Genomic DNA, 17,861 nt, shown 5'->3' on the forward strand with positions numbered 1-17,861 from the left:
ACGTTGACCATCCCGACGCCCCCGAACCCCGACACCGAGCCCTTCCCCCACCCCCACCCCGATCCGGCCCCCAACCCCGACCCGGCGCCGCCGCCGGTTCCCCCGTTCCCGGCGCCGGAGCCCTTCCCGGACCCCGATCCGGCACCGCCTCCGCAGCCGCACCCCGGCCGGGCGTGAGCGGGCAGCCGTCAAGCCGGATACCGTCAACGCCCGGAGACGGTCAACGGGAGTGGTGGTCCAGCGGGGCCGACACTTCCAGCCAGACCCGCTTGCCGCCGCCCTCGGGCACACAGCCCCAGGCACGGGAGAGCCGGTCCACCACCCGCAGGCCGTATCCGCCCGGCCGCCCCGGTTCGGCGGCCCGCAGCAGCCTCGGCGGGACCGGGCTGTCGTCCGCGACCTCCACCCGCAGCCGGCTGCCGTCCCAGTCCAGCCGCAGCTCACTCGGGCCGCCGGCAGCGTGCAGACACGCGTTGGTGACCAGCTCCGAGACCATCAGCAGGACGTCCTCCGCGACGGCCTGCTGCTCCTCGTCGGCGGCCGGCAGCCAGTGCCAGTCCGCCAGCGCCTCGCGGCTGAACTCACGGCTGCGCTGCACGGCTCCCCGGCTGCCCGCGAGCGCGAGCAGCCTGGTCCGGTCGGCGTCCCGCACCTGCCGCCCGTTCCCGGGTTGGTTCATCCGGGCCTCCTCACGCTCACGCCGGGCCGTCGTCACGAGGGCGCGAACTGTCGTCACGGGGGCGCGCGGCCGGGCCGGGCGCCGTCAACGCCGTTTCGAGATCGGGATGGATCCGCAGCACGCTGTCGGCGCCGGTGATGGCGAAGAGCCGGGCCACGGCAGGGCGCAGGCCCGCGAGTTCCAGCCGCAGCCCCGCCGTCTCGGCCGCCAGACGGGCGCGCAGCAGGAGGTTGAGGCCGGTCGAGTCGCAGAAGCGCAGGTCCCGCAGGTCGATCAGGATCCGCTCCAGGCCGTCGACCGCGGGCCGCGCAAGAGCCTCGCGCAGCCCGTCGGCCGTGTCGTGGTCCAGTTCCCCGGCGACGGTGACGATCCGCACCGCCCCCTCGTGGTCCACGGCGACGCTCAGCCCTGTGGGCTCCGGGCCTGCGGGCTCGTGCTCGTCGCCCCCGGGTCGGTCCTCGACTGGCCGTGACATGGCGGGCTCCCGGTCGGGTCGGGTCGGGACGGCGCGGTGCCGTACCGGTCATTGTGCCGCGCGATCGTCGTGCCGCGCACGGACCGCCGGACGGACGGAGCCAGGCGCGGTGCAGGGCCCACCGGCCGCGCACCGGGCGTTTGTCCGGTCCGGCGGCGGCTACACGCTCTGCCGAGGAGGAAGCGGAGGCGATTCACCATGGCGACGCCGGAGACCCGCCCGGACAGCGGCTCGTACCACGCCCCGGACAGCAGCCCGAACAACGGCGCCCACCGCCCCCGGCCCCGGACCGGCCGCCGGGAGTCGCCGGAGGAGCGGGCCGACCGGCGGTGGGGCGACCTGCTCCAGGAGGTGCGGGTCGCCCAGACCGGCTCCCAGGTGCTGTTCGGCTTCCTGCTGAGCGTGGTCTTCATGCCGCGCTTCGCCGAGCTCGGCGGCTTCGACCGCGGCCTGTACGTGGTCACGGTCGTCCTCGGCGCCCTCGCCACCGGTGCGCTGACCGCCCCGGTCGCGTACCACCGGATCCTCGCCGGGCGCCGGCTCAAGCCCCAGCTGGTGGACGCCGCGGCGCGGCTGGTGGGCGGGGGCCTGGCGCTGCTGGCGCTGACCATCGGCTCGGCCCTGCTGCTCCTGCTCCGGGTCGCGGCGGGGCCGGTGATCGCGGGCTGGATCGCCGGGGCGGTGATGCTCTGGTTCGTGGCGTGCTGGCTGGCCCTGCCGGTCCAGCACCTGCGCCGGCACAACGGCCACTGCACCCGGCCGCCCACCGACCCCGATCTCGGCGAGCCCACCGAGATCGACCCGGGCACCGGTACCGGTACCGGCACGGGCACGGGCACGGGCACGGGCCGGAAACCACCCGGGCCGGGACGGCCGTCGTGGCGTTTCGGCGACGCCCCCCGGGAAAGGCGCGCGCCATGACGATGCGTACGCCTTCACGCCCCCGCACCGTGGTCGTCACCGGCGCCACCGCCGGCGTCGGCCGGGCCTGCGTCCGGGCCTTCGCCACCTCCGGCAACCGCCTGGTGCTGGTCGCCCGCGGCGCGGCCGGGCTGCGCGCCGCCGCGGCCGAGGCCGAGGCAGCGGGTTCACCGGTGTGCACGGTCCCGGCGGACGTCGCCGATCCACGGGCCTGCGAGGCGGTGGCGGCCCGGGCCGAGGAGGAGTTCGGACCCATCGACGTCTGGGTCAACGACGCCTTCGCGTCGGTGTTCGCGCCGTTCACCGAGATCAGCCCGGAGGAGTTCCGCCGCGTCACCGAGGTCACCTACCTGGGCTACGTCAACGCCACCCGCGCCGCGCTGCGCCGGATGCTGCCGCGCGACCACGGCACGATCGTGCAGGTCGGCTCGGCGATCGCCTACCGCGGCATCCCGCTGCAGACCGCCTACAGCGGCGCCAAGCACGCCCTGCAGGGCTGGCACGAGGCGCTGCGCTGCGAGCTGCTGGCGGGCGGTTCGAGCGTGCGGGTGACGATGGTGCAGCTGCCCGCCGTCAACACCCCGCAGTTCGACTGGGTGCTGAACCGGCTGCCCGGCCGGGCCCGGCCCGTCCCCCCGGTCCACCAGCCCGAACTCGCCGCCCGCGCCGTCCGCTACGCCGCCGACCACCCCGGACGGCGGGAGTACTGGGTGGGCGCCAGCACCGCCGCCACCCTGATCGCCAACGCGGTCGCCCCCGGACTGCTGGACCGCTACCTCGCCCGCACGGGCCTCGACGCCCAGCAGGAGGGGCCGGAGGACGAGCGGCCGTCGGAGGAGCGGCCGTCGGAGGAGCGGACGACCGGTGCCGGGGACCAGGCCAACCTCTGGACCCCGGTCGATGCGGCGCAGGACCACGGCGCCCACGGCCGCTTCGACGCCGAGTCCCGCGACCGCAGCGCCCAGCTGTGGGCCTCCCAGCACCACGGCCTGCTCGCCGCCGGCGGCGCGGCCCTGCTCGGCGCGACGGCCGGCGCCCTCGCCCGGGGAAGGAAGCTCCCCTGACCCCGTTCCCGACCACTCGTTCCCGACCACCCGCCGTCCCCGAGGAGTTGAGACGCATGCGCGACCAGGACCACCCAGTCCCGAAGGAACCGACCACACCGAAGGAGCCGCCGGTGTCCGTGGAGACTCCGGAGTCCAGGATGACCGGCGAGGGCGCGCCACCGCCCGGGCACGAGGAGGAGAAGGGCCCGCAGGACGGCCCGGAGTACGAGGTGACCGAGCCGGCCGCCGAACCGGCGGCGACCCAGGAACCGCCCGACTGAGCCCGCCCGGAGGACGCCCCTCCCCACCCAGCCGATGATCGGACCGCCCGTTCCCGCGCTGCGGCGAACGGGTGGTCCGCCACGACGATCCCGCACGCGGCGGCGTTGCGCGCGGGACGCGCTCCCCGGCCGGACGGTACACCTGGGGGCCGCCCGCCAAGACGGCGGAGGGCCGGTACGGCCGGAACGGGGGTCGTGCGATGCGAACGGTGACCGAACTCCTGCTCTGGTGGGGCCTGTTGCTGCTGCTGAACACCGTGCTGATCAGCTCGGTCACGCCGTTGGAGGTGGCGGTCGGCGGCGGCATCGCGCTCCTCGGGGCGCTGGGCGCCCTCGCGGTGCGGCGCGCCTCCGGGGCCACCCCGGGCGGCCCGGCCCGACTCGCCCACGCACTCCGGGCGTTCCCGTGGACCCTGCTCGCCGACACCGGCCGGCTGGCGCTCGCCGTCCTGTCGCCCGCACACCGGCGCGGCAGCGGCTTCCGCACCCTCCGCCTCGCGCCCGGCACCGGGCGCGCCTGGGCGGCCGCCCTGTTCTCGGCAACACCCGGCGGGTACGTCGTCGCAACCGAGGACGGCACCCTGACCGTGCACGCACTCGGCCGTGAAGTCTCCTCGCTGGAACGCGCGTTGACGGACACCACAGCGACGGGCGGCGCATCGACGGGCGGCGCGCGGTGAACGCCTGGCTGCTGGCGGCGGCCTTCCTGGGCGCCGGCGGCGTCGCCCCCTGCCTGCTGCTCGGGCTGCGCGGAGAGCCGCCGCAGCGCCTGGCCGGACTCAACCTCGCCGCGACCCTGACCTCCGTCCTCCTGCTGCTGCTCGCCCAGGGCTTCAGCCGCAGCTCCTACACCGACCTCGCCCTCGACCTGGCCGTCCTCGCCCCCGCCGGCACCCTGGTGTTCACCCGCTTCCTGGCCGGCGAGGAGCATTGATGGACCGCCACGTCCTCGCCCTGGTGCTGCTCTGCGCCGGTACGGCCGCCCTGCTGCTCGGGGCCCTCGGGCTCGTCCTGCTCCCCGGCCCGTACCTGCGGCTGCACGCCCTCTCCCCCGCGGCCACGCTCGGCGCTCCGCTCGTCGCCCTCGCGCTCGCCGTGGACACCGGCCCGGGAAGGGCGGCCGTCAAGCTGCTGGTGATCGGGGTACTGCTGGCGGCCGGCGGCACCGTCACCACGATGGCCATCGCCCGGGCGACCGTCCGCGCCGAAGCCGGGCGGGAGGCGAACCGGTGACCGACACCCTGATCGTGATCGCCCTGCTGCTCACCGCCGTCACCGCGACCGCCGCCGCGCTCACCCGCGACCCGGTCCGCCAGGCCGCCGTGCTCGCCCTGCTCGGGCTCTGCCTCGCCGCCCTGTTCACCGTGCTCCAGGCCCCCGACGTCGCGCTCTCCCAACTCGGCGTCGGCAGCGCGATCACCCCGCTGCTGATCCTGCTCACCGTCCGCCGGGTGCGCCGCGAGGAGCACCCCGGCGAGCGCGGGAAACGCCCCGACCGTACGGACCGGCCCGAGTGAGCCGCACCGCCCGGCTGCGGCTGTTCCTGACCGCCGCCGCCGTCCTCGCCGCCGGCCTGATCGCCGCCGCCGGCCGGCTGCCCGGCTTCGGCGGCGCCCGACACCCGTACGGCGAACGGGCGGTGGCGGCCGGACTGGCCAGGAGCACCGCCAACATCGTGTCCGCCGTCAACTTCGACCAGCGCGCCTTCGACACCCTCGGCGAGGAGTCCATCCTCTTCGGCTCCGTCCTCGGCGCGGGCATGCTGCTGCGCCTGGCCCGGGACGAGCACAAGCGCCGTCCGGCCGCCGAACCGGTCCTGCCGACCACCCGGCTGTTCGGTGCCACACTGCTACCCGTCACCCTGCTGACCGGCGGATACCTCGTGGCGCACGGCCAGTTGAGCCCCGGCGGCGGATTCCAGGGCGGCGTCGCCCTGGCCACCGCGCTGCACCTGGCGTACGTCGCCGCCGACTACCGCGTGCTCAAACGGATCCGCCCGCTGGCCGTGCTCGACGTGGCGGACGCGCTGGCCGCCGGGACGTTCGCCGCCCTCGGCCTGATCGGCCTGGCGGAGGGCGCCGGCTACCTCGCCAACACCCTGCCGCTCGGCACCTTCAACACGCTCTCCTCCAGCGGACTGGTGGCGGTGGTCAACGCCGTCGTCGGCGTGGAGGTCGCCTCCGGCGTGGTGGTGCTGCTCGCCCACTTCCTGGACCAGGCGGTCGAGGTCGTCCCCCGCGGAAGCAGTCGATGAGCGTCTTCCCCTACCTCGCCGCCGGGTGGATCCTGCTCGCCGGTCTGTACGGGCTGGTCACCAGCCGCGACCTGGTCCAGGCCGTCGGCTGCCTGGCCGTCGCCCAGTCCTCCACCTACGTCCTGCTGCTCGCGGTCGGCTACCGCCGCGGCGCCACCGCCCCCGTCTTCTCCGACCTGCCGACCGATGCCCCGGTGGTGGACCCGGTCGTCCAGGCCCTCGCGCTCACCGACGTCGTCGTCGGCGCGACCGTCACCGCCCTGCTGCTCTCCCTGGTCGTCCAACTGCGCAAGCGACACGGCACGGTGGACCCGGAGGACCTGACCGGGCTGCGGGGGTGACGGCCCTTGCACACCGCCGATCCCTTGCACACCGCCGACCTGCTGCCACTGGCCGTCGCGATCCCCCTGCTGGGAGCGGCCGTCCTCGCCGTCGCGGGCCGCCGGCTGCCCCGCCTGGGCCGCGACGCGCTCGCCACCGCCCTCGCCGCCGCCGACGTCCTCTGCCTCGCCCTGCTGTGGGCCCGCACCAGCCCGGACGGCCGGGCGGTGTCCTGGCTGGGCGGCTGGAACCCGAGCGGCGGGCACAGCGTCGGCATCGTCCTGGTCGCCGACCGCCTCGGCAGCGGGCTGGCCCTGCTCGCCGCCGCCCTGATCCTGGCCGTGCTCTGCTACGCCTGGCGCTACTTCGAGGAGCCCTCCGGCCGGGAGGGCGGCCTCTTCCCCGCGCTGCTGCTGCTCTTCGAGGCCGGCCTGTGCGGGTTCGCGCTCACCGGCGACCTCTTCGATGCCTTCGTCTTCTTCGAGCTGATGGGCGCCGTCGCCTACGCGCTCACCGGCTACCGCATCGAGGACCCGCGCCCGCTGCAGGGCGCCCTCGCCTTCGGGCTCGTCAACTCGGCCGCCGCCTACCTCTCCCTGCTCGGCATCGGCCTGCTCTACGCCCGCACCGGCGAGCTCGGCCTCGCCCAGATCGGCGCCGAGCTCGACCGGCTCGCCACGCCCGGCCACGGCCCGGACGCCCTGCTGGTCGTCGCCTTCGTCCTGGTCCTGGCCGGCCCGCTGGTCAAGGCCGCGGCGGTGCCCTTCCACTTCTGGCTGCCGGACGCGCACGCCGTCGCCCCGAGCCCGGTCTGCATGCTGCTCTCCGGGATCATGGTCGAACTCGGCGTCTACGGCACCGCCCGCATCCACCGGGTGGTGTTCGCCGGCCCCGGCGGCCTGCCGGACGCCGTCGTACGCGACACCCTGCTCGCCTTCGGCGTGCTGACCGCCCTGGTCGGCGCCGTCATGTGCTGGCAACAGCGGCACCTCAAGCGGATGCTGGCGTTCTCCACCGTCGGACACGTCGGCCTGTTCCTGGTCGGCGCCGCCCTGCTCACCCCGGCCGGACTGGCCGGCACGGCCGTGTACGTCGCCGCCCACGCGGGCGCCAAGGCCGCGCTGTTCGGCCTCACCGGCGTCCTGCTGGACCGGTACGGCTCGGTCGACGAACACGGGCTGCACGGCCGCGCCCGCGAACTGCGCCTGCCCGGGCTGCTGTTCGGCCTGGGCGCGCTGGCCCTGGCCGGACTGCCGCCGTTCGGCACCGGCCTCGGCAAGGCCGTGGCCGAAGAAGCCGCCGGGCACGAACTGGCCTGGCTGCCCGCCCTGTTCGTGCTGGTGTCGGCCGTGACCGGCGGCGCGGTGCTGCGGGCCGGCCTGCGGGTCTTCGGCGGCGTCGGCGCCCCGCCCGAGGAACACCCCGAGACGGCCGCGACCAGCGGCGAGGGCGAGGAGCCCGAGATCCGCACCCCGGGCCGCCGACCGCCCGCGTCGATGCTGCTCGTGCCCGGACTGCTGCTGGCCGGCTGCCTGGCCGTCGGCGTGCTGCCCGGCGTGGGGCGGGCACTCGCGGCGGGCGCCGCCGCCTTCACCGACCGCGACGGCTACCTCGCCGACACCCTGGCCCACCCGGGCGTCGTCCCGCCCGGGCCCGGGCCCGCCCCCGACGCCTGGTGGACGGGCGCCGGGATCGGCCTCGGCCTGTTCTCCGCCCTGCTGGCTGTCGGCCTGGCCACCGCCGCCGTCCGCCGCGACCCCAGGCGCGGCACCGGCGGGCTCCACCGGGTCACCGTCCTGCCGCTGCGCCGCCTCCACTCCGGACTCCTCGGCGACTACGTGGCGTGGCTGACGGTCGGGCTGGCGGCCCTGCTGGTCGCGCTCACCGCGCAACTTTGAACGAGGTGCCGTCCGGGCGGGAGAGGAGGTCCGCGAGCAGCCCGCGGGCGGTGAAGGACAACCGCCGGTTCTGGAGCACCGCGTTGGGAAGTACGGCGAAGTCCCGCTCAGAGACGCTACGATGAATCTGCATCCGGAGTTGCTGCTCCAGTGCCGGGCCCCGGGGTGTTCCACCACCGCCGGGGTCGACTCGTTGGGTTGACGCACGAAACCTCACACAACCCCCTGGCGCACAAAGCGAGTTCGTGATAGCGGGCTAATCACATTGAAGGCCTGCCGGTGAGTTGGTCGTCCGCTCACAGCGTGCGCAGGGCGCGCTCGCACTCCTGGCAGCGCTGATCGGCGAGCGCGGCCGGGTACCAGGGCTCGCCGGGCCTGGCCGCCCGGTAGTGGCTGTGCTCCATCGGGCCCGTCTCCAGCCCGCACAGCGTGTACGGCTGCGGGTCCTCGGGCACCTCGGGATCGGCCCCGGCGGCGTGCACCGCGATCACGGCGGGTTCGACACCCTCCGCGCCGATGGCCGCCTCGGGCTCCAGCTCGAAGAGCACGATGATCGATGCCATGCTCCGAGCCTCGGGCACCGCCGCCGGACGCACACCCGGGGTGGGCCGTTCGAGGCGGCCGCTCCTGCCCACCGGGTCAGTCGTCGGCGCACAACCGGGCGAGCGCCGCGTCGACGTCCAGGTGGTCGGCCTCCGACCCTGCGGGCACCAGGGTGAAGGAGTCCACGAGGAAGGCGGTGACGACGTCCTCCGGTGCGCTGAGCACCGACTGGCCGTCGGGGCTCCGCAGGGTGATCAGGACCTCGCCGGCGGGCCCGGGCCTGACCTTGACGTCCCCGCAGCCGGCCGGGGCATGGCGGCCCTCGTTCAACAGGTCGCGGCTGAAGTACCAGCAGAGCTCGCCCCCACCCGGGCAGCCGTTGAGCGCGAAGGGGAACGCCAGGCACGCCGCGTGCGGGAGCGCGGCGTCGAAGCGGAGTTCCGCATCGATCGGGACGTCGGGCGCGGCGCTGTCGGGAAACGTGACGGGCATCGGGCGGACAGCGGATTTCTGCATCTGATCACCTTCCTGGTGTGCGCCGGCCGCGGGCGCGGCAGCTCCTGGCCCACGGCGCCTACCCCGGCTTCCACCCACCAGTCGGCAGACTCGATATCTGCACAACTCCAGTACGTCACACGCACGTTGACCGTCCGTCAAGCCGATCACCGGCACGGTGAGGCCGGAGAGGCCGGAGCGGCCGATCCGAACCGGTAGCCTTCTCGCCTCCGACGGGCCCCGCACTGCCCGTCCACGCCCCTGGAGAGCCGACATGACGCCCGCCGACGAGCCCCACGAGACCGGCGCCTCCCCGGTGGCCCCCCGGACGGGCTTCAGCACCGCCCGCCTCGAAGCCTTCAGCGACGGCGTCCTCGCCATCGCCATCACCCTGCTCGTGCTCGACCTCCAGGTGCCCGAGCCCGACACCCTGCACGGCGAAACCCTCCTGCACGCCCTCGGCCGCCAGTGGCCCGGCTACTTCGCGTACCTGGTCAGCTTCCTGGTCATCGGCATCATCTGGATCAACCACCACGCCATGTGCGCCCTCGCCCGCCGGGTCGACCGACGCACCCTGTTCGCCAACCTCTTCCTGCTGCTCACCGTCTCCGTCATCCCCTACCCCACCCGCCTGCTCGCCACCTACCTCACCGCGGGCCACGACGACGCCAGTACGGCCGCCGCGCTCTACGCCGCGACGATGGTCTCCATGGGCATCGCCTTCTCGCTGCTCTTCCTCTCCTTCACCCGCGACGCCCGCGCCCTGCACACCCCCGTGCCCCCCGAGGCCCGCCGCGCCGCCCTGCGCCGCTTCGGCATCGGCGGCGTGGCCTACCTCGCCACCGTCGGCCTCGCCTACCTCAGCCCGGTCGCCATGCTCGCCACCCACGCCCTCATCGCCGTCTACTACTGCTACGACCAACTCGCCCCGGCCCGCCGGACCTCCTGACCGCGCCCCGCAGCACGTCGCGCCGGAGACACCAACCACGGGCCTTCTCAGGGATGTTCGGCTCCTGACCCGGCCCCGGCGCCCGCTCCGGGCCGCAGAGGTCCGACCGGCCCGGCCGCCGGCCGGCGTTGCGGCCCGAGCCCGCGGAGGGACACGCTGGTGGCAGGACCACCCACCTCCCGACCGCCCACCCGCGGTCCTCGCCACGGAGCCCGCGATGCCGACCGCGATCGCCCGACGGCGCGACGACTGGCACACCGGGCTGCTGCGTGCCTCGGCACGCTGGTCCGGGCGCGCCGACCGCTGCGCCGGCTGGACCCGCCGGGGCGTCTCGCGGTGCCGCCGCTGGGCGCGCGAGGGTGCCCGGCGGCCCGGCGAGCTGGCACCCCCGTCCTGGTTCGCCATCGCCCTGCCGTTCGGCATCGGGTGGTACCTGGCCCTGGGCGGCACGGCCCGAGGATGGTGCCGGCTCGCCCGCTGGTCCTGCCGGGTCCTCGCCCACGCCCTGTGAGGCGGTGGACGACGGGCCGCCACCCGTGCCGAGCGCCCGGTATCGCCGTACCCCCCGTACCGCCGGTCTGCGGTGCTGCCGCTCCCGGCGCAGGCTGGAAACGGGTCGCGTGGGAACGGGTGACGGGCCTGGGAAGGAGGCGGCGATGACCACGGCGGCACCGTTGCCGGCGGAATCCGAGGCGTGGGTGGTGGACCACCCCGGGCCGGTCGCCGGGCCGGTCCGCGGGACGGCACCGGGCGGGACGGCACCGGGCCCGCTGGTGCGGGTGCGGCGGCCACCGGACGCGCCGGGGCCGCAGGAGATCCTGGTGGAGGTGGAGGCCTGCGGGGTGTGCCGTACCGACCTGCACCTCGCGGAGGGCGACCTGGCCCCCCGGACGGCCAGGTGCACGCCCGGGCACGAGGCGGTCGGGCACGTACGGGCGGCCGGCACCGCGGTCCGGGAGTTCGCGGTCGGGGACCGGGCCGGGGTGGCCTGGCTGGCCGGGACCTGCGGCAGCTGCGCCTACTGCCGCAGCGGGCGGGAGAACCTCTGCCCCGGTTCGCGCTACACCGGCTGGGACCGGCACGGCGGCTACGCCCGGTACCTCACCGCCGACGCCCGCTTCGCCTACCGGCTGCCCGAGGGCCCGCCCGCCGAGGAGCTCGCCCCGCTGCTGTGCGCCGGGATCATCGGCTACCGGGCCCTCGAACGGGCAGAACTGCCCGAAGGCGGGCTGCTGGGCCTCTACGGCTTCGGCGCGTCCGCGCACCTGACCGCCCAACTCGCCCTCACCCGCGGCGCACGGGTGCACGTGTTCACCCGCGGCGCGAACGCCCGCCGGCTGGCCCTGGAGCTCGGCGCCGACTTCGCCGGAGACTCCTACGCCCCGCCCCCGCAGCGGCTGGACGCCGCCATCCTCTTCGCCCCGGCCGGCGAACTGGTACCGGTCGCCCTCGCCGCACTCGACCGCGGCGGCACGCTCGCCGTGGCCGGCATCCACCTCACGGACATCCCCGCGCTGGACTACCAGCGCCACCTCTTCCAGGAGCGCACGCTGCGCAGCGTCACCGCCAACACCCGGGCCGACGGCCTGGCCTACCTCACGGAAGCCGCCCGAACCCGCCCGTCGGTCCACCTCACCCGCTACCCCCTGCGCCAGGCCGACACCGCGCTCGCGGACCTCGCCGGGGACCGCGTGACGGGCGTCGCGGTGCTCATGACTGAGTAGCCGGGCAGCCGGGCAGCCGGATGGTCCGAACGCTCCGGGCAGTGGGTGTCGGGACGGCACGGTCGGGCAGACGCGCCGTGTGAACCCGATCGAGCGGGCCCTGCGGGGTGTGGACGGCTTCCAGCAGCGCCACCGGCCATCCGCCGTGGTGGTCGGTGTGGTGCGCAAGTACGGGGACGACCGGGGCGGGCTGCTGGCCGCGCTGATCACCTACTACGGCTTCGTCGCGCTGATCCCGCTGCTGCTCCTGCTCAGCACCGTCCTCGGGTTCGTCCTGCACGGCCATCCCGGCGCCCAGCGCTCGGTGCTGGACTCCGCGCTCGCCGACTTCCCGATCATCGGCGACCAACTGCGCCAGAACGTCCACTCCCTGCAGGGCAGCGGCCTGGCCCTGCTCATCGGCGCGCTCGGGATGCTGTACGGCGCGCTCGGCATCGCCCAGGTCCTGCAGCACGCGATGGCCGAGGTCTGGAACGTGCCCGGGGTCCAGCGGCCCGGCTACTGGCCGCGGCTGGCGCGCAGCCTGCTGCTGTTCGCCGTCCTGGGCACCGGGCTGCTGCTGGGCACGGCGGCCGCCGCCCTGGTCGCCACCGCCCTGGGCGGGGTGCCCGCCCGGATCGGGGGCCTGGCCGTCTCGGCACTGGTGAACACCGCCCTGTGCCTGGCCTGCTTCCGGGTGCTCACCCCGCGCGAGATCCCCACCCGCTCGCTGTGGCCGGGCTGCGCGCTCGCCGGACCGCTGTTCACCGCCCTCCAGGCCGGCGGCTCGCTCCTGGTCACCCACGAGCTGCGCCACGCGAGCCAGGTCTACGGCTTCTTCGCGACCGTCATCGGCCTGCTCTTCTGGCTCTACCTCACCGCGCAGATCACCGTCTACGCGGCCGAGACCAACGTCGTGCTCGCCCGACGCCTGTGGCCGCGCAGCCTGCTGCAGCCGCCGCTCACGGCCGCCGACGAAGCCGTCCTGTCCTCCGTCGCACGTCAGGAGGAACGTCGGCCCGAGCAGCACGTGGACGTGTCGTTCCAGGACGAGGAGCAGGACGACGAGGCGCACGGCGGGGAGGAAGAGCCCGGGGAGGCGCAGACCGACGACCGCCCCTCGGACACCGACCGCCCGTGAGGATCCCGTGCCCGGGTTTGACCGGCCGCCGCCCGGCTAGCCGCTCGGTATGAACACCTCACCCCTGCACACCCGCCCCTGGTCCCGCCGGCTGCGCCACGCCCTGGAGGCGCCGGAGCACTGGGACGTCCTCGACACCCCGGCCGGGCCGCTCGCCGACGCGGTGGAAGCCCTCCCGCTCGGCCCGTACCGCGACGCGCTGCACGGCGTCTGGCTCGGCCATCCGCTCCACCCGGCGCTGGTCCAGCTGCCGCTCGGCTGCTGGACGTCGGCCGGCCTGCTGGACTTCACCCCCGGCGGCCGCAGGTCGGCCGACGCCCTGGTGGCGGCGGGCCTGCTGGCCGCCGGCCCGGCCGCGCTGGCGGGCTGGGTGGACTGGGCCCGGCTCGATCCGCCGCGCCGCCGCACCGGCCTGGTGCACGCGCTCTCCAACACCGCCGGGGTGCTGCTGTACGCCGGGTCCCTGCTGGCCCGCTGCCGCGGCCGCCACGCCCGGGGCCGACTGCTCGGCCTGGCCGGCCTGACCGCCGTCTCCGCCGGTGCCGCCCTCGGCGGCCACCTCGCCTACCGGCTGGCCGCCGGGCCGGACCGGGCCGCCGCCGTCCACCGGCTGGCCCCGGCCGACTGGGTCGGCCTCGGCGCGCTGGAGGACTTCCCGCCCGGGAAGCCCGTCCGACGGACGGCCGGTGAGCTGCCCGTGGTCGTCGTCCGCGACGGCGAGCAGTGCCACGTACTGGCCGAACGCTGCGCCCACCTGTCCGGGCCGCTCTCCGAGGGCACCGTCGCCGACGGCTGCCTGCGCTGCCCGTGGCACGGCAGCGAGTTCCGGCTGCGTGACGGCCAGGTGGTGCACGGGCCCGCCACCGCGCCCCAGCCGGTGCTGGAGACCCGCGTGCTCTCGGACCACCTGGAGGTCCGCCTGCCCGGCGCGGGCTGACCACCACCCTGCTGCCCCGCAGCGCCGGGCCGGCCGCGTTTCGTCCCAGGGGCCCGGGGCAGCCGCCCGGGAGCACCCCCACGGAGGAACCATGACCGCCGTCGTCCCCGCGCTCCCGCCCCGCGCCGCCGCACCGGAGCACCGGTACCGCACCGCGGTCCAGCAGCGCACCGGGATGGGGTACCGCACCGGGATCCGGGTGGCGGCCGTCCCCGCCGGGCACGTCACCGCGCTGACCCTCCACGACCCGGTGCAGCACCTCCCGGGAAACTGATCGCCATGTTGCTGCTCCGACCCCCCGGGGTCTACCGACCGCAGGGGGACACCCGGCTGCTGGCCTCCTGCGTGCGCCGCGAGCGCCTGGACGCCTCCGGGCGGGTGCTCGACCTGTGCACCGGGACGGGCGCCGTCGCGCTCGTGGCCGCACAGGCGGGTGCGCAGGTCACGGCAGTGGACCTGTCCGCCCGAGCCGTCGCCACCGCCTGGCTGAACAGCCGGCTGCACGGTAGCCGGATCCGGCTGCGCCGGGGCGACCTGGCGGATCCGGTGGTGGGCCGCCGGTTCGACCTGATCACCGCCAATCCCCCGTACGTCCCCGTCGATCCCACCGCGGGAGCCGCAGGTGCCGCGGGAGCCGCGGGAGCCGCGGGACGCACACGCGGGCGCAGAAACGGCCGGCGCACCGCCGCCCACGGCGCCGCCCTCGCCTGGGACGCCGGACCGGACGGGCGGCTCGTCCTGGACCGGATCTGCCGGACGGCCCCTGACCTGCTCGCCGCCCACGGCGTGCTGCTCCTCGTGCAGTCCTCGCTCGCCGACGTCCCCGCCACCCTCGCGCAGCTGCGCGCGGCCGGGCTGCGCACGGAGGTGGCGGCCCGGCGGCGGCAGCCCTTCGGGCCGGTGATGAGCGCGCGGGCCGCCCTGTTCGAGCGGCGCGGACTGATCGGGCCGGGCGAACGCGAGGAGGAGCTGGTGGTGGTGCGCGGTGTCCGCGAACGCTGACCGGGCGGCGACCCGGGTGGTAGGTGACGACGGTGCGTGAGGGGACGACGGTGCGTGCTGGTCAGTCGCCGGTCGGCTCTGCCTCGTCAGGGCGCGTCGAGGCTGCCCGCTCAGTCGTCTGCTGCGCCCTTCCTGTTGCGGTGACTGGTGTCGCAGAACGGGTAGCGGCGACTGCGGCGGCACGTACACAGCGCTACCACCGGGCGGTCGGCCCGCACGCTCCGGCCGTCGGGGAGCACGATCTCCACAGGGCCGTCGACGAGCACCGGGCCGCTCCCGGTCAGCCGCAACCGCGTGACCGGGCCCTCGTCACGGCCGGACACCGCGCACCACCACCAAGGTGTCCGCCCGCTCGCCGGGGGCGGCCACGCTGCCGGTACCGAGGTCCGGAAATGGGTGGAGGAAAAGCATGCCGTGTCACCTGCCCAGTTCGTCTGCTGTGATCCTTGAGCTTCAGGACTGATCCTTGAGCCTCAGGACTCTTCCGTGAGCCTCAGGACTTCGCCTGCGGCGCGAGCGCGGTCAGGGGGGTGCGGAGTGAGCTTCGGCCGTCGCGCCAGCAGCCGACCACGTGGGCGCCGAACCGTGCCTCCACGGCAGTGGTGGCGGCGATGCCGAAGGCGATGTCGGGGCCGAGCGAGGGGTCGTCCTCGACCAGGGGCGTGATCACGGTGCGGCGGACGAGCTGCTCGTGGACGGCGTCGGCCACCACGTGCTCGCGGTAGAACAGGGTGCCCGCCGGCGATGCGCCCAGGCGCTCCAGCGCCGCCGCCAGCCGCGCGGCGCCGGGCGGAGAGGTGATCTCCACCGTGGCGAACTGGCCGATCAGCGCGCCGCGCAGGGAGCGGTGCAGGCCGAACAGCGACATCAGGTTGACCACCGCCAGCGCGGGCGCGGGGACGGCGTCGAGGTAGTGCCCGTAGCTCGGATCCAGGTCGAGGTCCGCCATCATCTCGGCGAACAACTGCGCGTGGGCCCGTTCGGGGCGGCCTGCGCCGTACTCGTCGTACTGCACGGTGACCAGCGCGGCCTTGGCCGGGTTCGGCAGGCGGGGCACCACCCACATCTGCGGGTCCGCTTCCTTGAGGTGGTAGAGCGAGCGGTGCGCCACGTATTCGCGCGCCTGCCAGCGCTCCCCGTGGTCGAGCAGGTGGTGGGAGGGGCCGGTGCCGCCCGTGTCGTCGGCCAGCAGGCCGGCCAGGGCCCGGGCCAGCGGTGGCGGTTCGCCGGTCGCCGCCCGTACGGCGGCAAGGAACGCCTGCTCCAGCGCGGACCGCAGGGCCAGCTGCCAGGGGTGCCACTCCCAGTCGGGGTCGACGTCGGCGAAACCCTGGTAGTGCAGCTCGTAACAGGTGTAGAGGGCCAGTTGGAGGTCCTCGCCCCACGGATCGCCCGGGTCACCCGGGTCACCCGGGTCGCTCAGAGCGACGGGCGCGAACGTCGCGGCCGGGTCCGCAGCGGCACGCAGGGCGGCCAGGAGTCCGGCGCTGACCGGTCCGCGCGGGCCGGGCAGGGCCGGCGCCGCACTGCGGGAAGCCGGCTCCGCGGCCGTACGGGACGGCGCGGTCACGCCTGCCCCTCGTCCGGCAGCCGAGCGGCTGTCGGCCGGTGTCCCGCCGACGGCGATGGTCATCGAGCCTCCTCCGTTGTCAGGGCGACGCCCCGGGCCAGGACCACCGCTGCGCGGGACCTGCCCGTGTGGGCGTGTGCCCTGAGGCGCGGGTGGGAAACAGCGGTACGCGATGTCGGCCGGCTCCGGGTGGCGGAGGCCGGCGGTCCACCAGTGGCCCCGTCCCGCGCCGGGGAGGCAGGATCGAAGGACGGACGCGACCGGCGCCCGGGCGGAGGTCTTACGGCTGATGAGCGGCATCGAGCACGAGTCGGCAGAAGCGCGGGACACGACCGAAGGCCGCGTCTACACCGTCACCGGCGGCGACTGGGACGAGGTCGCCGATGCGGTGCAACGACGAGAACGGGCGGACGACGAGCGGATCATCGTCAACATGGGCCCCCAGCACCCGTCCACCCACGGCGTGCTGCGCCTGGTCCTGGAGATCGACGGCGAGACGGTGAAGGAGGCCCGCTGCGGCATCGGCTACCTGCACACCGGCATCGAGAAGAACATGGAGTTCCGCAACTGGGTCCAGGGCACGACCTTCGTGACCCGGATGGACTACCTGGCCCCGCTGTTCAACGAGACCGCCTACTGCCTGGCGGTCGAGAAGCTGCTCGGCATCACCGATGACGTCCCGGAGCGGGCGAGCGTGATCCGGGTGCTGCTGATGGAGCTCAACCGGATCTCCTCGCACCTGGTGGCGCTGGCAGCCGGCGGGATGGAGATCGGCTCCACCACGCTGATGGTCTACGGCTTCCGGGACCGCGAGGTCATCCTCGACATCTTCGAGCTGGTGACGGGCCTGCGCATGAACCACGGCTACGTCCGGCCGGGCGGCCTGGCGCAGGACCTGCCCCCGGGTGCCGTGGACCAGATCCACGAGGGCGTGAAGCTGCTGCGCTCGCGGATGCACGAGTACGACAAGCTGGCCACCAAGAACCCGGCCTTCAGGGCCCGCCTGGTCGACGTCGGCTTCCTGGACCTGCCCGGCTGCCTGGCCCTCGGCGCCACCGGCCCGATCCTGCGCGCCACCGGCCTGCCGCACGACCTGCGCAAGACCGACCCGTACTGCGGGTACGAGGACTACGACTTCGAGGTCGCGATCGCCGACAGCGCCGACTCCTACGGCCGCTTCCTGATCCGCCTGGAGGAGATGAAGCAGTCCCTGCGGATCGTCGAGCAGTGCCTGGACCGGCTGCGCCCGGGCCCGGTCATGGTGGCGGACAAGAAGATCGCCTGGCCCGCCCAACTGGCCGTCGGCCCGGACGGGTTGGGCAACTCGCTGGACCACATCCGCAAGATCATGGGCGAGTCCATGGAGGCGCTGATCCACCACTTCAAGCTGGTGACGGAGGGCTTCCGCGTCCCGCCGGGGCAGGCCTACGTCGCGGTCGAGTCCGCCAGGGGCGAGCTGGGCGTGCACGTCGTCTCCGACGGCGGCACGCGGCCGTACCGGGTGCACTTCCGCGACCCGAGCTTCACCAACCTGCAGGCGGTGGCCGCGATGTGCGAGGGCGGACAGGTCGCGGACGTCATCGTCGCGGTGGCGAGCATCGACCCGGTGATGGGCGGCGTCGACCGCTGAGAGCCCGGCTGGTCGG

Annotated in this window: 25 protein-coding genes; 18 read left to right on the top strand and 7 right to left on the bottom strand. The window is 75.1% G+C overall.

The window, feature by feature from the left end:
* Window positions 1-220: 220 nt before the first annotated feature.
* Window positions 221-679 carry an ATP-binding protein gene (locus BX285_RS32615; protein ID WP_259470937.1) on the bottom strand — a complete coding sequence of 153 codons (459 nt, stop codon included), beginning with the start codon at window positions 677-679 and terminating at the stop codon, window positions 221-223.
* A 16-nt stretch (window positions 680-695) separates the two neighbouring features.
* A complete protein-coding gene (locus BX285_RS32620) occupies window positions 696-1,154 on the bottom strand; it encodes an STAS domain-containing protein (RefSeq protein WP_121179250.1) in 459 nt (152 codons plus the stop codon).
* A gap of 198 nt (window positions 1,155-1,352) precedes the next feature.
* Between BX285_RS32620 and BX285_RS38010 the strand changes: the two genes are divergently transcribed.
* From BX285_RS38010 to BX285_RS32670, 10 genes are all read left to right on the top strand, one after another.
* The gene (locus BX285_RS38010; RefSeq protein ID WP_220784008.1) at window positions 1,353-2,075 is read left to right on the top strand and encodes a DUF6328 family protein; all 723 of its coding nucleotides are present in this window, start codon (window positions 1,353-1,355) and stop codon (window positions 2,073-2,075) included.
* A 2-nt stretch (window positions 2,076-2,077) separates the two neighbouring features.
* The gene (locus BX285_RS32630; protein WP_121179251.1) at window positions 2,078-3,139 is read left to right on the top strand and encodes an SDR family oxidoreductase; all 1,062 of its coding nucleotides are present in this window, start codon (window positions 2,078-2,080) and stop codon (window positions 3,137-3,139) included.
* Window positions 3,140-3,252: 113 nt separating this feature from the next.
* Window positions 3,253-3,402 (top strand): hypothetical protein, encoded by a 150-nt coding sequence (locus BX285_RS37645; RefSeq protein ID WP_179853112.1) that lies wholly within the window; start codon window positions 3,253-3,255, stop codon window positions 3,400-3,402.
* A 200-nt stretch (window positions 3,403-3,602) separates the two neighbouring features.
* Window positions 3,603-4,082 (top strand): Na+/H+ antiporter subunit E, encoded by a 480-nt coding sequence (locus tag BX285_RS32640; protein WP_121179252.1) that lies wholly within the window; start codon window positions 3,603-3,605, stop codon window positions 4,080-4,082.
* Window positions 4,079-4,336, top strand: a complete 258-nt coding sequence (locus tag BX285_RS32645; RefSeq protein ID WP_101948336.1) for a monovalent cation/H+ antiporter complex subunit F — start codon at window positions 4,079-4,081, stop codon at window positions 4,334-4,336. Before BX285_RS32640 ends, BX285_RS32645 begins: the two co-directional genes overlap by 4 nt.
* On the top strand, window positions 4,336-4,635 hold the full coding sequence (locus BX285_RS32650; RefSeq protein ID WP_101948334.1) for a monovalent cation/H(+) antiporter subunit G: 300 nt from the start codon (window positions 4,336-4,338) through the stop codon (window positions 4,633-4,635). The genes BX285_RS32645 and BX285_RS32650 overlap by 1 nt, the downstream gene beginning before the upstream one ends.
* Window positions 4,632-4,919 carry a DUF4040 domain-containing protein gene (locus BX285_RS32655; RefSeq protein WP_121179253.1) on the top strand — a complete coding sequence of 96 codons (288 nt, stop codon included), beginning with the start codon at window positions 4,632-4,634 and terminating at the stop codon, window positions 4,917-4,919. Before BX285_RS32650 ends, BX285_RS32655 begins: the two co-directional genes overlap by 4 nt.
* Window positions 4,916-5,656, top strand: a complete 741-nt coding sequence (locus BX285_RS32660) for an MnhB domain-containing protein (protein WP_097240651.1) — start codon at window positions 4,916-4,918, stop codon at window positions 5,654-5,656. The genes BX285_RS32655 and BX285_RS32660 overlap by 4 nt, the downstream gene beginning before the upstream one ends.
* Window positions 5,653-5,997 carry a sodium:proton antiporter gene (locus BX285_RS32665; RefSeq protein WP_097240650.1) on the top strand — a complete coding sequence of 115 codons (345 nt, stop codon included), beginning with the start codon at window positions 5,653-5,655 and terminating at the stop codon, window positions 5,995-5,997. The genes BX285_RS32660 and BX285_RS32665 overlap by 4 nt, the downstream gene beginning before the upstream one ends.
* 6 nt (window positions 5,998-6,003) lie before the next feature.
* Entirely contained in the window at window positions 6,004-7,875 is a 1,872-nt protein-coding gene (locus tag BX285_RS32670) for a complex I subunit 5 family protein (RefSeq protein ID WP_259470938.1), read from the top strand.
* Here BX285_RS32670 and BX285_RS37650 read toward each other — a convergent pair.
* The 3 genes from BX285_RS37650 to BX285_RS37655 all read right to left on the bottom strand — a co-directional run bounded on the left by BX285_RS37650 (window position 7,859) and on the right by BX285_RS37655 (window position 8,934).
* Window positions 7,859-8,008, bottom strand: coding sequence for a hypothetical protein (locus tag BX285_RS37650; RefSeq protein WP_183107357.1), 150 nt, complete (start codon window positions 8,006-8,008; stop codon window positions 7,859-7,861). The two genes, BX285_RS32670 and BX285_RS37650, sit on opposite strands and share 17 nt — an antisense overlap.
* Window positions 8,009-8,171: 163 nt before the next feature.
* Window positions 8,172-8,438, bottom strand: a complete 267-nt coding sequence (locus BX285_RS32675; protein ID WP_097240649.1) for a hypothetical protein — start codon at window positions 8,436-8,438, stop codon at window positions 8,172-8,174.
* 76 nt (window positions 8,439-8,514) lie between these two features.
* Window positions 8,515-8,934, bottom strand: coding sequence for an SsgA family sporulation/cell division regulator (locus BX285_RS37655; protein ID WP_179853111.1), 420 nt, complete (start codon window positions 8,932-8,934; stop codon window positions 8,515-8,517).
* Between the two features lie 253 nt (window positions 8,935-9,187).
* On the opposite strand from BX285_RS37655, the gene BX285_RS32685 reads away from it, so the two are divergent.
* The 7 genes from BX285_RS32685 to BX285_RS32715 all read left to right on the top strand — a co-directional run bounded on the left by BX285_RS32685 (window position 9,188) and on the right by BX285_RS32715 (window position 14,645).
* Window positions 9,188-9,862 (top strand): TMEM175 family protein, encoded by a 675-nt coding sequence (locus tag BX285_RS32685; RefSeq protein ID WP_121179254.1) that lies wholly within the window; start codon window positions 9,188-9,190, stop codon window positions 9,860-9,862.
* A 217-nt stretch (window positions 9,863-10,079) separates the two neighbouring features.
* The gene (locus BX285_RS32690) at window positions 10,080-10,373 is read left to right on the top strand and encodes a hypothetical protein (protein WP_121179255.1); all 294 of its coding nucleotides are present in this window, start codon (window positions 10,080-10,082) and stop codon (window positions 10,371-10,373) included.
* Window positions 10,374-10,518: 145 nt separating this feature from the next.
* A complete protein-coding gene (locus tag BX285_RS32695; RefSeq protein WP_121179256.1) occupies window positions 10,519-11,586 on the top strand; it encodes a zinc-binding alcohol dehydrogenase family protein in 1,068 nt (355 codons plus the stop codon).
* A 79-nt stretch (window positions 11,587-11,665) separates the two neighbouring features.
* Complete coding sequence (locus tag BX285_RS32700; protein ID WP_183107308.1) at window positions 11,666-12,706, top strand: YihY/virulence factor BrkB family protein; 1,041 nt, start codon at window positions 11,666-11,668, stop codon at window positions 12,704-12,706.
* Window positions 12,707-12,755: 49 nt separating this feature from the next.
* A complete protein-coding gene (locus tag BX285_RS32705; protein ID WP_097240643.1) occupies window positions 12,756-13,643 on the top strand; it encodes a Rieske (2Fe-2S) protein in 888 nt (295 codons plus the stop codon).
* Between the two features lie 91 nt (window positions 13,644-13,734).
* Complete coding sequence (locus tag BX285_RS32710) at window positions 13,735-13,917, top strand: hypothetical protein (RefSeq protein ID WP_121179258.1); 183 nt, start codon at window positions 13,735-13,737, stop codon at window positions 13,915-13,917.
* 5 nt (window positions 13,918-13,922) lie between these two features.
* Entirely contained in the window at window positions 13,923-14,645 is a 723-nt protein-coding gene (locus BX285_RS32715) for a methyltransferase (RefSeq protein WP_121179259.1), read from the top strand.
* A gap of 110 nt (window positions 14,646-14,755) precedes the next feature.
* Here the strand turns inward: BX285_RS32715 and BX285_RS32720 are convergent, their stop codons facing one another.
* Both BX285_RS32720 and BX285_RS32725 read right to left on the bottom strand, forming a co-directional pair.
* Entirely contained in the window at window positions 14,756-14,968 is a 213-nt protein-coding gene (locus BX285_RS32720) for a CDGSH iron-sulfur domain-containing protein (protein WP_097240640.1), read from the bottom strand.
* A gap of 170 nt (window positions 14,969-15,138) precedes the next feature.
* Window positions 15,139-16,278 carry an iron-containing redox enzyme family protein gene (locus BX285_RS32725; protein ID WP_121179260.1) on the bottom strand — a complete coding sequence of 380 codons (1,140 nt, stop codon included), beginning with the start codon at window positions 16,276-16,278 and terminating at the stop codon, window positions 15,139-15,141.
* A gap of 226 nt (window positions 16,279-16,504) precedes the next feature.
* Between BX285_RS32725 and BX285_RS32730 the strand changes: the two genes are divergently transcribed.
* Window positions 16,505-17,845, top strand: coding sequence for an NADH-quinone oxidoreductase subunit D (locus tag BX285_RS32730; RefSeq protein WP_097240638.1), 1,341 nt, complete (start codon window positions 16,505-16,507; stop codon window positions 17,843-17,845).
* The last annotated feature ends 16 nt before the right edge of the window (window positions 17,846-17,861 follow it).

It is taken from the genome of Streptomyces sp. 1114.5 (assembly GCF_003635085.1).
Classification (GTDB): domain Bacteria; phylum Actinomycetota; class Actinomycetes; order Streptomycetales; family Streptomycetaceae; genus Kitasatospora.